The organism is Streptomyces sp. NPDC051214 (assembly GCF_040682375.1).
Classification (GTDB): Bacteria; Actinomycetota; Actinomycetes; order Streptomycetales; family Streptomycetaceae; genus Streptomyces.
In genome coordinates this window covers 1-13,033 of the sequence record NZ_JBFBAT010000017.1, presented here as the reverse complement: position 1 = coordinate 13,033, position 13,033 = coordinate 1, and the positions used below count along the sequence as shown (strand labels likewise).

Genomic DNA, 13,033 nt, shown 5'->3' with positions numbered 1-13,033 from the left:
CGGCACCGGGGTCCTGATCAGGACTTCCGCGACCGGACCACCCGGAATGCTGTCCAGGCTGAGGGTGGTCCGGTCTCTTGCTGTTCGTGCCCCGCCGCTCGCATCAAGGGCAGGGATCGCGTGCTCCGGGCAAGCCCGGATACAGATGTGGAACCCGTCCCCACCGAGACCGCTGAACGTGGGGGAACCACGTCGATCGGCTTCGGTCGGTGAGGACGGGGGTCAGAGGAGAGTCGAGCTGGACGCCAGGGTGAAGCCGACGACCAGGCCACACGATCCGGAGATCATGATGATCAGTAGTGGTCCGGTGAACTGCCCTAACCAGGCGATCGATCGACGCATCAGGCTCGCCTCCAGGCCCGCCAGGGGCGCGTGATGATCTCGCGGTAGGTGTGGTGTGACGGATGCTTGCCGCAGTGTTCGAGGACCCAAGCCTGAGGCTCGGCGAAGTCCTCGCCAGCCGGTGACGTCTCGCCGTCGACCGCGCACTGCATGGCGTAGGTCGCCGGTTCGGCGTCGGGCTCTCGGTCAGGTTCGAGGGTCCACGTCTCGTACCGCAATACAGCGCGCGGGCTCACCGCCCCCACCGCCCGTTGGCTACAGCCACTTTGGCGCTGAGCCCCTCGGATTGACTGGGTTGGCGGAGCGCATCGGGTGGGACGTCCCACTCCAGGCCCCCGCATGGCGGGCGGAGTTGCACATAGGGGCCTTCATTCCCCATCACGACACCCGCTTTGCCGGTGCGCTCATCCACCATGAGGGCGCCGATAGTTGGAAGAGCCGCGTTGTCGGTCACTACTGCCTTCTCCTCGCCGCGGGAACGAACTGGCTCGGAAGCAGACCGCCGCGTGACTCAGCAGGCAGTCGGCACCCGTCCGTGCTCATGCGAAGAAGCATCAGGCGAACCGGTAGGACCTAGAAACCACCCCCAAACCCCACTTCGGGACGTCCCGCGTCGGGTAAAACGTCCCTAGTGCCGTCCCAAGACTCAGAGGGAGACTCATGCAAAACGAGAGACTACGTGCCGTCATGGCGGCCGGAGGCTGGACGTACGCCGCAATCGCTAAGGCAGTTGAGGTCGACCCCAAGTCAGTCGAGCGATGGGTGAATCTGGGCCGTACGCCGCGCCGCGCCACCGCCTTACAGGCGGCTGAAGCCCTAGGAGAAGACGTGCACGCACTCTGGCCGGCACTTCGGCAGGCCCGCCCCGCCCGCGCGATCAGCCCGGAACTCGTGGCTCTACACGAGCAACGTGCAGACGTCCCCGTATCCACGTTCGTGGACATGATGACGCAGGCCCGGGAGCGCATCGATGTGCTCGTGTACGCGGCTGTCTTCCTGCACGAGGCATACCCGCGGCTCAACAACCTGCTGCGCGAACGAGCCGCTGAGGGCTGCACCGTACGCATCGCGGTAGGCGACGCGGAAAGCCCGAACGTCCAGGCACGCGGCCAGGAGGAGCGATTCGGTCACGGCATCGAGTCCCGGTGCCGTCTGGCCTTGATGCACTACCGCCCGTTGATCGGCGTATCCGGCATCGAGATAAGGACCCACGGAACGACGCTCTACAACTCCTTGTACCGCGCGGATGACCAGATGCTGATCAACGCTCACGTCTGGGGAGTGAACGCTTACGGTGCCCCGGTGTGGCATCTCCGCCGTAACGGGGAAGGCGGCATGTTCGACACCTACGGCCAGAGCTTCGACGCGGTATGGGCGACGGCGGAGCCGGTACAGCAGGAGGAGTGACCATGGCGCGAACCGAGTACTACGACGACCCGAACGCCCCCAAGCCGAACAGCATGGTGGTCGCGGCCTCAGCGGTCGTCACCGACGAGCAGGGACGCATCCTGCTGCAGCGACGCCGGGACAACGACCTCTGGGCGCTGCCAGGGGGCGGGATGGACCTCACCGATTCCCTCCCCGGCACGGCGGTCCGAGAGGTCAAAGAGGAGACCGGCCTGGACGTAGAGATCACCGGCCTGGTCGGTACGTACACCGACCCGAAGCACATCATCGAGTACACGGACGGCGAGGTCCGGCGACAGTTCAACGTCTGCTTCACCGCCCGGTCCGTCGGCGGCCAGCTCGCGATCTCCAATGAGTCGACGGAACTCCGGTTCGTTCCCCCGGGGGAACTTGAGGACTTGCCGATGCACCACACCCAGCGGCTCAGGCTTCAGCACTTCCTGGAGCGCCGCGAGCGCCCGTATCTGGGCTGACGGTGACGGGACCGCATGAGCAACCGGATTTATCGAAGGTGGCTTCCACCGAAGGCTTCGAGCACCCCACTCAACACGCTGCCGGGGCTGATCTCTGCTGTCCCTGAACCGAACCAGGCATCTGTTGCAGCTTTTCGCCTGCCTTGCCTTCCTCACGACGCTAGTCTGGAAAGTGTGTCTCTCTCTTCCTGGGGGTGAGCGATGTTTGAGGTGTTGGCAGGGAAGATCGCTGGTGCGGTCCTGGGTGCATCTATCGGAGCTGCGGCTAGACGTGTAATTCCGGGCCCAGGAGCGGGCCTTGCGCCAGGCCCTGCATATCCACGCTTACGATTGAAGAAACCAACAGCAGTCGAGCACAAAGACGTCGAGAATCTCACTAAAAATGTTGCACGGCGCCTTTCTGAATTGGTGCACACGGAATTCCGTAATCTTCCAGAAAATGAGAAGCAAGCTGCGGCGCATCTAGCTGCTGATACTCTCAGCAGTACCAATGTGGACATCTGGCAATGTGACCTGAATCCTGAACTCTACAGTCGAAGAGTATTACGAGGTTGGACCGCAACTCATAAATCGGCTGGACTGTCTGAAGCAGCTCAAGCGTTCTGTGAATTGTTGATCCGAGATATCTCTGTGCAGGTGGTTCAGTTCATAACAACGTGGCCCACCTTTGCAGCCAGGGTTGAGATTGAGCAACTCGATCGACTGCGTTGCCTAACAGAAACAATAGGCAGCATATACGCCAAAATGGGGCCTGATCTCCGTGTAGAGGATTTGGACTTCGAGAACCGTTATGCCTCTTTGGTCGTTGACTCTCTTAACCGTTTGCAGATTTTCGGGCTCGACCTGGCTGATCGAAAAAATCTATCTTACGACCTGTCGGCTGCTTACATCACACTTAGCGTTTCGCCCGCAACCCAACATGGCACTCCCGTGTTGTCGGTATCGCCGTCAACAGCGGACCATGTAGCAGAAGCAGATGAGGACGACCCCACACCCGCAATGCGAAGCGCTGCGGAGGCCGAGAGAGGGGTCGGAATGCGCACGGAGATAGCTGTTTCCCCTTATCGGAGAATACTGCTTCGCGGAGACGCTGGGTCTGGTAAGACGACACTCCTACAATGGCTAGCCGTTAACGCAGCGAACCGAAGTTTTCAGGCAGACTTGAATGAATGGAACGCCCTCGTGCCATTCGTGCTGCCGTTGCGCCGATACGCTAACACTGATCTTCCTAGTCCTTCTCGATTCTTCCCGACAGTTGGAACTCTCCTTTGTGAAGAGATGCCTGACAAGTGGGTGCACCGAATCTTGAGAACCGGACGAGCTCTCATCCTGATTGATGGTGTGGACGAACTTCCGGATGAGCAGCGTGATGTGGCTCGAAACTGGCTTCGAGAATTGATCGCCACCTATCCGGATGCCCTATACGTCGTAACGTCCCGGCCGGCGGCGGCAGAGGTCGACTGGCTAAGTGAAGACGGTTTTGCAGTGCTCGATCTGCTTCCGATGAACCAAAAGGATGTCGAGAATTTCGTCCAGCACTGGCACGATGCTGCCAGGGATGGCGAGTGTGACGAGGCTGAACTGGAGACGCTGAATCAGGGGGAGGCCGATCTAATCGCATCGATTCAAGAAGAGCGTCAACTAAGGCGACTCTCCTCTAATCCGCTGCTAGCTGCACTCTTGTGTACTCTCAATCGAGATCGCCACTCGCAACTGCCGCGAGACCGAATGGAGCTATATCGAGCAGCACTCGACCTCTTGTTATTGCGGCGAGACCGAGAAAGGAGAATTGACTATCCTCAGCCCGCTCATCTCGGCGACTCTCAGAAGAAGTCGATACTAGGAGGTTTTGCTCATTGGTTGATAAGGAATGGGCTTACTGATGCTTCACGTGAGCAGGCCATAAAGCAGGTCGGCATTTCCTTGCAGTCGATGCCAGCAGTAGATTCTGATGCTGACACACTATTCGATTACCTACTCATTCGAAGTGGCTGTCTGAGAAGGCCAGTTCCAGGTCGTGTTGATTTCATTCATCGCACATTTCAAGAATATTTGGCTGCTGCGCGAATAGTCGAAATCGACGACTTTGACAACCTACTTGCCAACGCTCATTTGGACCAATGGCATGAAGTCTTCGTTATGGCTGTAGGCCACGCAAGGCCCAGAGAACGGTCGATACTGCTCTCAGGACTCATTAGACGCGGGGAGCGTGAAATAGAGCACAAGAAGCGGCTGCACCTACTTGCCGCAGCATGCCTTGAAACAGCAACAGAATGCGACCCGCCGAGCGTTTACAGCCAAGTTCGCCAGATCACCGCAGGACTTATCCCGCCGCGTCGTTTCACGGACGCGAAGGAGTTGGCGTCAGCCGGTGAGATGGTGATTCCGCTAATTCCAGATAAGAAGCTGCCCGCTAACGAGGCGGCAGCTACCATTAGAATGGCGGCGCTTGTCGGCGGCGATGGCGCCCTTTCTCTGATTAGCCGTTACGCCCGCGATAAAAGAGTGACAGTTCAGCGAGAGATTCGACAATCTTGGGAGTACTTTGACGCAGACGAGTACGCCAAGAGGGTGCTTTCGAAGAATCCAGAAGCCTGGACCTATATAGAGGTTTACCTACCGCATATACTCCATTCGCTACGGCATTTGCCGGGCTTGCGGACGCTTGATATTGCCTGCCCTGTTCAAGGTATGGAATGGATGACTGGCCTGCAAGGCTTGCAAAAGCTAAGTCTGCGTAGGGGTGTGTCGGATCTTTCCTTCGCGACTATTGCTGCGGAGTGTGCGCAGCTTCGATACTTGAATATCATGGTGCGAGATTCAGTTGACTCTCTAGAAAATCTTGCGGGGATGCAGTATTTGGATTTCTTGAACATTAGTCGCGCTAGAGGTTCAGAATTCGACCTGGCGCCTTTCCCGAGATTGTCGCAGCTCAAGCAGTTGACCATCCGTAACTCGGCACAGGACCTTGACCTTTCTGACTTGGCTGCAAAGGCCCCCCGACTCTTCAATCTGGTGCTGGCGCCGGCAGGGTTTCAGGCGAGTTTGGCGGGCGTCAAGGATCTGAAGAGCCTGCAAAGGCTGAGCTTCATACTGCACGAGCAAACAGAGCTGGCCTATCTGGCAGAGGCTCCTTGTTTGAAGACGCTGGTAATACGAGCAAATTCTCCAGTGGATACAAGTTCTCTCGCGAAATCTAAGTCACTCAGAGAGATTAGAATTATTCCCTTTAATGACAATTTCGCAAAAGTGTTTGGTGGGTTTGACGTGCGGCCCTTCATCGAATCGGCTCGTGAGTGGCGAATCCGCATACCGGCGGGATATGAGAATGCGTTCGTCGGCGTGCATCACCCTGCTGTTGAAGCCGAGCTTGTAAAAGAAGGGGCGCCTACATGGAGGTTCATGATTAACCGAGACGCTGTTGGCGCATAAGGCCCACAGCGCCGAAGCCTCCGCTATAGCGGGCGTCTGCAGCTTTGTTCCCTTATCTGTTGGCCCCCCGTCGGGGCAGCGTGTGCCCGCGCCGTGCGCGGGCGTTGGACAAGGAGTGAGAGTCGCAAATTGCGCAGGAGGTGGTTGACGTCCTAGCTCAGATTGACGGCAGTCCTGACGGCAACGACGGCACACAGTCACGTGTGATCACTTACCTGTGCGGCCAAGGTCATGGGTAGCCGGTCCCTCACCGGCGAGCTTGCCCGATCCTACGGATCAGAAGGTTGCAGGTTCGAATCCTGCCGAGTGCACGCAGTCGAAAGGCCCCCGGTTCGCCGGGGGCCTTTCGCGTTGTCCGGGCGTGGTCCGGGGGGCGCCCCCGCCGGGTGGCGGGGGCGGTGTCCGGTCAGGCTGCCGTGGCTTCGGCCGAGGTCTCGGCCGGGGTGGCCGGGCCGGTCGGGTGCTGGGTCACCGGGCGGCGGCGGGCCGGCATGCCGAGCAGGGGGTTGGCGACGCCCCAGGCCGCGCCCTTGCAGACCAGCTCCTTGTAGAGGGCGGCGAAGCGTCCCGTCAGGGCCGCGTTGACCGAGCGGTCGTCGGCGGTGACGTACTGGATCAGGCCCTCCTTGCGGCCCAGCGAGATGCACTGGTTGAAGTAGCGCATCGGCGTCTTCGGGACCTTTCCGCCGGTCAGGCGGGCCGCGATGGCGTCGGCGGCCTGCCAGGCCATGGGGGTGCCGGTGGCGCACGACATCCGCAGCGGCTTGTCGCCGGGGCCCATCGCCTCGGCCGCGTCGCCGATCGCGTACACGTCGGGGTGCGAGACCGAGCGCATGCTGCGGTCCACCACGATCTGGCCGGTGCCGTTGACCTCCAGGGTGGTGGCCTCCGCGATCGGGTGCACCGCGAAGCCGGTGGTCCACACGGTGACCGCGGCCGGGATGACCTCTCCGCCGGCCGTGGTGACCTGGTCGGCCCCTACGCCGGTGACGGCGGTCTGCTCGTACGCGGTGATGCCGAGGCCGGCGAAGACCTTCCGCACGTGTTCGCGGCCCTTGGGCGAGAGCCAGTCGCCGAGACCGCCGCGGGCGGCGACGGCGACGTCGAGGTCCGGGCGGGCCTCGGCGATCTCGGTCGCCGCCTCCAGACCGGTGAGGCCGCCGCCCACGACGAGCACGCTCTCCCCGGCGCCGAGACCGGCCAGGCGCTCGCGCAGCCGGAGTGCTCCGGCGCGGCTCGCGATCTCGTGGGCGTGCTCGGCGGTGCCGGGGACGCCCTGGGTGTTCCAGCCGCTGCCGACGGCGTACACGAGGGTGTCGTAGGCAAGTTCGGCGGCGCCTTGTGCGTCGCTGACGGAGACGACCTTGCGGTCGACGTCGACCGCGGTGACCTTCGCGAGCCTCAGTTCGACGCCGGTGTCCGCGAACATCTCGCTGAAGGGCCGGTGCCTGAGGTCCTGGCCGACCGTCAGCTGGTGCATCCGGACGCGCTCGACGAAGTCGGGCTCCGGGTTCACGAGGGTGATGGCGACGTCTTCGCGGCGCAGCCGCCTGGCGAGGCGTCCGGCGGCGGTGGCTCCGGTGTATCCGGCTCCGATGACGACGATGCGGTGCTGCTGCATTTTCCTGCTCCTGTCATCAGCTCTTCAGCGGGTTCGCCACTTGAACCGGGCAGCCCTGCGATTCCTGACAGGTGTGTGGTGTGAAGCAGGTCACATGTCGGTGACGGGGGTCAGAACGCCTTGAGCAGGGGTTCCCCGTGGTCCGTCGCCGCCCACTGCTGCGTCGCGCGTTCGAGCTTGTCGGGGTTGACCTGGTTGCGGAACGCGACGATGCCGTCCGCGGTGATCTCCAGGCACATGACGCCGATGACCCGGCCCTCGACGGCCACCACCAGGGCGGGGCCGCCGTTCGCCGTCGCGACCCAGACGTCGGGCGAGCCGCCGACGATGGCGCGCTTGGCCTCGCTGGGCTTGCCGAACAGGCCCCGCATGAACCGCGCGACCGCGACGGCGCCCTCGAACGCCTTCGCGCGCGCGGGAACCTTGCCGCCGCCGTCGCCGACGGAGATGGCGTCCTGCGTGAGGAGCCGTACGAGCGGCTCGGTCTGGCCGCTGGTGGCGGCCGCGAGGAACTCCTCGACGATGCGCTGCGCGGTGGCCTCGTCGATCTCGGTGCGCGCCTTGCCGGCCGCGACGTGCTTCTTGGCGCGGTGGAAGATCTGCTGGCCCGCGGACTCGGTGATGTCGAGGATCTCCGCGATCTCCCGGTGCGCGTAGCCGAAGGCCTCGCGCAGCACGTACACCACGCGCTCGTTGGGCGACAGGCGCTCCATCAGGGTGAGCACCGCGTACGAGACGGATTCGCGCTGCTCGGCGGTGTCGGCGGGGCCGAGCATCGGGTCACCGGCGAGCAGGGGCTCGGGCAGCCACTGGCCCACGTAGGTCTCGCGGCGGGCGCGGGCCGAGGTGAGCTGGTTGAGGCACAGGTTGGTGAGGACCTTCGTCAGCCAGGCCTCGGGGACCTCGACATGGTCGACGTCGGCGGCCTGCCAGCGCAGGAAGGTGTCCTGCACGGCGTCCTCGGCGTCGCTCGCCGAGCCGAGGAGGCGGTAGGCGATGGCCTCGAGGCGGGGCCTCGCGGCCTCGAACCGGTCCACGTCGTTCACGGTCAGAGCCATGCTTCGGATCCTAGCCCGCGCCCCCGTGCTGACCGACGATGTGATCATCGGCACAGACGCAGCGAACCTCGCCGGAGTCACGTATTCCGCACATAGCGTGATCAACGACCAAGTAAGTCCTGCTTTATTGGAGGATTTTGATGCGCAAGTTGTACACGGGGAAGCGCAAGCTCGCGGTGGTCGGGACGCTGACGGCGATCGCCATCGGTGTGCCGGCCGTGGGTGCGGTGGCGGCGGAGATCAGCGGGAGCCGGATGCCCTTCTCCATAGCCACCGCGGGGAACAAGGAGGACGGTGACCGCTGGAAGGGCAAGAGCAGCGGTCACGCCAAGGCCTGTGGCGATGTGCCGGTGAACGACACCAGGACGTTCAGCGCGTACATCTACCAGGACAAGAGCTTCCGCCCCGACCCGAAGATCGCCGGCACCTCCCGCAGCTACAAGCAGGCGTACGGCTGCAGTGGGTACAAGGGCACCAGCACCAGTGGCAAGTACTACACCAAGGCCACCTGGGCCGGGATCCCCGGCAGCCGGGCCTACGGTTACGTGAACGCCCAGAACTGATTCGTGAACGCCCAGAACTGATCAGGAATCACGTGACCCTCAGCAAGAGCACCGCCGCGACCGGCTCCCGGCCGGTCGCGGCGGTCGCGGCCGTGACCGTCCAGTACGGCTCCACGGTCGCCCTCGACGACGTGTCCCTCGAATTTCCCTCCGGCGTCACCGGACTGCTCGGCCCCAACGGGGCAGGGAAGAGCACTCTGTTGTCGCTGCTGAGCACGGCCCGCAGACCCAAGTCCGGTTCGGTCACCCTCCTCGGTGACGAGGCGCCGGGGCGGGCGCGGGTGCAGCGGATCCGGCAGCGGATCGGGGTGCTCCCGCAGTCCTTCGGGTTCTATCCCCGTTTCACCGTCCTGGAGTTCACCGAGTACGCGGCCTGGCTGCGCAAGGTGCCCGCGGGCGAGCGGCGCGAGCGGGCCCGCGCCGCGCTGCGCCTCGTACAGATGGAGAAGCACGCGGACCGGAAGATGGGCGCCCTGTCCGGCGGCATGCTGCGTCGCGTCGGCATCGCCCAGGCCATGGTCAACGAACCGGCCCTGGTGCTCCTCGACGAACCGACCGTGGGCCTCGACCCGGCCCAGCGCGTCGGATTCCGTTCGCTGATCCAGGAGTTGGGGGAGCGCTCGGCCGTCGTGATGAGCACCCACCTCGCCGAGGACGTCGCCCACGTGTGCGACCGGGTGGCGGTGCTCCTCGAAGGCTCGGTCCGCTTCACGGGGACGGTCGCCGAGCTGTGCGCGCTGCCGGGTGGGGGCGCGAGCGGCGCGGACGGCAAGGAAGCCGAAGCCGAAGTCGACGGGGGCGCCGTGGAAGCCGGTTATCTGCACCTGGCCGGTACGGAAGCGGTGGCGACCTGATGCGTGTGCTGCTGACCGAGATGCGGCGCGGCGAGGCCAAGTGGGCCGCCGCGCTCATGGGCGCGATCGGCGTCTACTACTTCACCGCCGACAGCCCCGACGAGAGCGACTGGATCGGCTGGTGGACCCAGACCAGCCTTCAGGTCCAGCTCTACTCGGTGATCGTGATGGGCTCGGTGATGAGCGCGGCGGCCGCCTGGGGAGCGGGCCGCGCCTTTCGGCACCGGACCAGGGTCTGGGCGGACACCGCGGCGCGCGGCGGCTGGGCGCAGGCGCTGCTGCTGTGGCTCGCGGTGTGGCTGTGGGCGCTGCTCGCGTACGCCGTGCTCGTGGCCGTCGCGTTCTCGCGGACCGCGGGGGTCAGTGACGTCAGCGAGCCCGCCTGGACGCCGCTGCTGCTCGGGGCCGGGATGATGGGCCTGGAGATCGCCGTGGGGGTCGCGATCGGATCGGCACTGCCGTCCCGCGTGGTCGCGCCCTTCGCGGGAATTTTCTGGTACGGACTCTTCGTCTTCGTCGCGTTCGTCCCCGACACCCCCCTCGACAAGCTCTTCCCGGCGATAGACGAGTTCTGGAGCTCGGAGTTCGAGCCCAACACCACGCGCATGCTGATCGCCTTCGCCTGGTGCCTGGCCCTCGGCCTGCTCCTGACCGCACTTCCAGCGCTGCGGCGCCGCGCGTCGCTCACCCCGCGGCCCCTCGCCCTCGGGGCGCTCGTCGTGGCGGCCGTCGTCGCGGGCGGTGCGCTCGTGGCCTTCCGTACGCCGACGCCCGACTCGTACTGGGCGGTGCGCAAGGCCCAGCCGGCGCAGCCGCTCTGCGCCACCAGTGGCGGCACGAAGGTGTGCCTCTGGCCGGAGGACCGGCATCTGCTGCCGAAGGCGCGCGCCGCGGTGAAGACGGTCGACGCGCGGCTCGGCTCCCTGAAGGGGCTCAACCGCGCCTTCTACGCGAGCGGCCTGAAGCGGCCCTCGGGCGCCGCCGAACTGTCCCTGATGACGCCCGCGGAGACCGAGGCCGACCTGACCGACGCGCTCTTCGCGGCGGCGCTTCCCCAGCCCAAGTCCTCCTCCTGCGAGCCCCACTTGCTGAAGGAGACCGGCGGCTACCCCGACACGTTCCTCTTCGAGGCGGTCGTCCGCGGCCGTGCCGGGGCGCCCAGCGAGTACTACGGCGAGAAGTTCGGCCGCGTCCTCGCCCGGGTCACCGAGGCACCGGCAGCGAAGCAGGACGCGTGGATCGAGGAGGCGGCCGGGGACATCCGCGCCTGCCGCGCCGTCCCGGAGCCGCCGCGGTGAGCGCTGCGACCGCCTTCGTACGGTGTCGTGGCCTGCCCCGGGCCGCCGGTGTCGCGCTGCTGATCGCCCTGGCGGCGACCGCGTTCGCGGGGCAGCGGGTGGCGGTGCCCGAGTTCCGCTATCTGGTCGACTTTAGCGTGCCGGTGGCGGAGATCGTGCCGCTGGCCCACGCGGTGGTCCTCGCCACCACGCTGTTCTCGCCGATGGCGGACCTGGAGCAGACCGCGGCCCAGCCGATGAGCCGCCTGCGGGGCGGATATCTGGTGCTGCTGCTCGTGCTCGCCCTCGGTCTGACCGCGCTGCCGCTGCTCACCGGCGCGACCGCCGAGGTGTTCGCGTCGGCGGCCCGCAACGTCGTCGGCTACCTCGGCCTCGGCATGATCAGCGCCCGCCTCTTCGGCAGCGGGCTGGCCTGGCTGCTGCCGCTCGGCATGTTCGGCCCGACGCTGCTGCTCGGCGTGGACAGCGACAACACTCCGGAGCCGTGGGCCTGGTCGCTGCACGCGTCGTCCAGTACGTCGGCTGCTGTGGTGGCGGTGCTGTTGTGGCTGACGGGGGTGGTGGCCGCGGCTACGGGGCGACCTCGGCAGACGGAGCGGGCGGAGCAGTAGGGGTGCCGGGCTGCGCGAGACTGTGGGCATGGAGTGGCGCAGTGCGGGGCTGAGCTGGGCGGACGGTGCGGACGGTGCGGACGGTGCACGGCCTGTGCTGGTGTGGGAGCGGGGGAACGTCGGCAGTCCGCTGGTCGTGGGGCGGAACGTGGGCTTTCGCGCGCTGGGCCACCGGGGGTGTGTGGGGGCCCGGGGGAACCCCTGCCCCGTGGCCGCCACCGTCCCGGCGCGCGGGACGCAGGCGCGGTGCGCGGAGTGCGCGCGCCTCGACCGGGCGCACTCGGTGGCCGCCGACACGATCGCCGACGACCCGCGTACGTACCGCGTGTACTTGGCGTGGTTCGGTGCGGGGCTGCTGAAGGTGGGGATCACCCGGGAGGAACGAGGCCCCGCCCGACTCCTCGAACAGGGAGCGGTGGCGTTCGCCTGGCTGGGGCGCGGCCCCCTGATGGCCGCGCGCCGGGCGGAGGAGCTGCTGCGGGTGGCACTGGGGGTACCGGACCGGATCTCGTACGCCAGGAAGCGCGCCGTGAGGGCGACCTTGCCGGGCACGGAGGAGCGCCGCCGCGAACTCGAGGCCCTACACGGCTTCGCCCTCGCCCTCGAAGGCTGGCCGGAGTCACTGGAGCGGCTGCGGGTCGCCGTGGTGGACCACGGCGAGCCATTCGGACTGGACCGCCTCGCGGGCGCAGCGGGTCACGCGGTGACGGAACTCGTGGACGGTGGGGTGGTACACGGCAATGTCGTCGCGGTGGCGGGCCCCGACGTCTACCTCGACGACGGCGGAAGGCTGATCGTCCTCGACACCCGACTGCTGCGGGGGTGGCGACTGGAGGGGGCGGGGGGAGCGGCGGGTACGCGTACGAGTGTGCCGGTGCGGGAGATTCCGGCGGTGCAGGGCGGGCTTTTCTGACTTGGCCGCCGGGGGAGGCCACGGGCACGCTCCCGGCGACCTGACCTCGCCGTGGACGGGGGCCGCGGGGCGCTGCCATGCCGACCTGACCTCGCCGTGGACGGGGGCCGCGGGGCGCTGCCATGCCGACCTGACCTCGCCGTGGACGGGGGCCGCGGGGCGCCGCCATGCCGAGCTGACCTCGCCGTGGACGGGGGCCGCGGGGCGCCGCCACGCCGAGCTGACCTCGCTGCCGACGGGGGCGCGGGCCGCCGCCACGCTTGCCTGCCCTTCCGGCCGCCTCACGCGGTAGGCCGGGGCCACGCTTGCCGCGTCCCGGCGCCCAAGGCTGCCGCGCGTGGCTGAAGCTGGGGGCGCGGATCGGCTGGGGGGTGCCTCTATGTCTTTCTTCAAGCGAGGCGTGGGGTTCTGGGTTCGTAGAAGGTGCCGTCGCGGAGCATCGCGAACAGCACGTTGATGCG

Annotated in this window: 13 protein-coding genes; 9 read left to right on the top strand and 4 right to left on the bottom strand. The window is 65.9% G+C overall.

The genetic code is table 11. From position 1 onward, the window contains the following. Nucleotides 1–341 precede the first annotated feature (341 nt). A complete protein-coding gene (locus tag AB0M70_RS35165) occupies nt 342–587 on the bottom strand; it encodes a hypothetical protein (protein ID WP_365826681.1) in 246 nt (81 codons plus the stop codon). Further along, nucleotides 575–757: a hypothetical protein gene (locus tag AB0M70_RS35160; protein WP_365826968.1), complete on the bottom strand. Its 183-nt coding sequence runs from the start codon at nt 755–757 to the stop codon at nt 575–577. Before AB0M70_RS35160 ends, AB0M70_RS35165 begins: the two co-directional genes overlap by 13 nt. 245 nt (nt 758–1,002) lie before the next feature. Here AB0M70_RS35160 and AB0M70_RS35155 point away from each other — a divergent pair, with 245 nt between their 5' ends. The 3 genes from AB0M70_RS35155 (at nt 1,003) to AB0M70_RS35145 (ending at nt 5,654) form a co-directional block, all read left to right on the top strand. After that, a complete protein-coding gene (locus AB0M70_RS35155) occupies nt 1,003–1,749 on the top strand; it encodes a helix-turn-helix transcriptional regulator (protein WP_365826679.1) in 747 nt (248 codons plus the stop codon). 2 nt (nt 1,750–1,751) lie between these two features. Beyond that, nucleotides 1,752–2,222 carry an NUDIX domain-containing protein gene (locus tag AB0M70_RS35150; protein ID WP_365826677.1) on the top strand — a complete coding sequence of 157 codons (471 nt, stop codon included), beginning with the start codon at nt 1,752–1,754 and terminating at the stop codon, nt 2,220–2,222. Nucleotides 2,223–2,552: 330 nt separating this feature from the next. Next, on the top strand, nt 2,553–5,654 hold the full coding sequence (locus AB0M70_RS35145; RefSeq protein WP_365826675.1) for an NACHT domain-containing protein: 3,102 nt from the start codon (nt 2,553–2,555) through the stop codon (nt 5,652–5,654). Nucleotides 5,655–6,060: 406 nt separating this feature from the next. Here the strand turns inward: AB0M70_RS35145 and AB0M70_RS35140 are convergent, their stop codons facing one another. Beyond that, nucleotides 6,061–7,275 (bottom strand): FAD-dependent oxidoreductase, encoded by a 1,215-nt coding sequence (locus tag AB0M70_RS35140; protein ID WP_365826673.1) that lies wholly within the window; start codon nt 7,273–7,275, stop codon nt 6,061–6,063. Nucleotides 7,276–7,385: 110 nt separating this feature from the next. Then, nucleotides 7,386–8,333: an RNA polymerase sigma factor SigJ gene (sigJ, locus tag AB0M70_RS35135; protein ID WP_365826671.1), complete on the bottom strand. Its 948-nt coding sequence runs from the start codon at nt 8,331–8,333 to the stop codon at nt 7,386–7,388. Between the two features lie 140 nt (nt 8,334–8,473). Between sigJ and AB0M70_RS35130 the strand changes: the two genes are divergently transcribed. The 6 genes from AB0M70_RS35130 to AB0M70_RS35105 are packed head-to-tail and all read left to right on the top strand — an operon-like array spanning nt 8,474 to nt 12,864. Next, the gene (locus AB0M70_RS35130; RefSeq protein ID WP_363210220.1) at nt 8,474–8,896 is read left to right on the top strand and encodes a hypothetical protein; all 423 of its coding nucleotides are present in this window, start codon (nt 8,474–8,476) and stop codon (nt 8,894–8,896) included. A 32-nt stretch (nt 8,897–8,928) separates the two neighbouring features. Next, the gene (locus AB0M70_RS35125; RefSeq protein WP_365826668.1) at nt 8,929–9,750 is read left to right on the top strand and encodes an ATP-binding cassette domain-containing protein; all 822 of its coding nucleotides are present in this window, start codon (nt 8,929–8,931) and stop codon (nt 9,748–9,750) included. After that, nucleotides 9,750–11,048, top strand: a complete 1,299-nt coding sequence (locus AB0M70_RS35120; protein ID WP_365826666.1) for a hypothetical protein — start codon at nt 9,750–9,752, stop codon at nt 11,046–11,048. Before AB0M70_RS35125 ends, AB0M70_RS35120 begins: the two co-directional genes overlap by 1 nt. Then, the gene (locus tag AB0M70_RS35115) at nt 11,045–11,659 is read left to right on the top strand and encodes a hypothetical protein (RefSeq protein ID WP_365826664.1); all 615 of its coding nucleotides are present in this window, start codon (nt 11,045–11,047) and stop codon (nt 11,657–11,659) included. The genes AB0M70_RS35120 and AB0M70_RS35115 overlap by 4 nt, the downstream gene beginning before the upstream one ends. 28 nt (nt 11,660–11,687) lie before the next feature. After that, a complete protein-coding gene (locus AB0M70_RS35110) occupies nt 11,688–12,572 on the top strand; it encodes a DUF2797 domain-containing protein (protein WP_365826662.1) in 885 nt (294 codons plus the stop codon). A 1-nt stretch (nt 12,573) separates the two neighbouring features. After that, nucleotides 12,574–12,864: a hypothetical protein gene (locus tag AB0M70_RS35105; RefSeq protein ID WP_365826660.1), complete on the top strand. Its 291-nt coding sequence runs from the start codon at nt 12,574–12,576 to the stop codon at nt 12,862–12,864. The last annotated feature ends 169 nt before the right edge of the window (nt 12,865–13,033 follow it).

Bases quoted from the DNA above. Each gene is read 5' to 3' on its own strand.
- AB0M70_RS35140 (WP_365826673.1), bottom strand. From the start codon at position 7,275: ATGCAGCAGCACCGCATCGTCGTCATCGGAGCCGGATACACCGGAGCC.
- AB0M70_RS35155 (WP_365826679.1), top strand. From the start codon at position 1,003: ATGCAAAACGAGAGACTACGTGCCGTCATGGCGGCCGGAGGCTGGACG.
- AB0M70_RS35130 (WP_363210220.1), top strand. From the start codon at position 8,474: ATGCGCAAGTTGTACACGGGGAAGCGCAAGCTCGCGGTGGTCGGGACG.
- AB0M70_RS35110 (WP_365826662.1), top strand. From the start codon at position 11,688: ATGGAGTGGCGCAGTGCGGGGCTGAGCTGGGCGGACGGTGCGGACGGT.
- AB0M70_RS35120 (WP_365826666.1), top strand. From the start codon at position 9,750: ATGCGTGTGCTGCTGACCGAGATGCGGCGCGGCGAGGCCAAGTGGGCC.
- sigJ (WP_365826671.1), bottom strand. From the start codon at position 8,333: ATGGCTCTGACCGTGAACGACGTGGACCGGTTCGAGGCCGCGAGGCCC.
- AB0M70_RS35160 (WP_365826968.1), bottom strand. From the start codon at position 757: ATGGTGGATGAGCGCACCGGCAAAGCGGGTGTCGTGATGGGGAATGAA.
- AB0M70_RS35150 (WP_365826677.1), top strand. From the start codon at position 1,752: ATGGCGCGAACCGAGTACTACGACGACCCGAACGCCCCCAAGCCGAAC.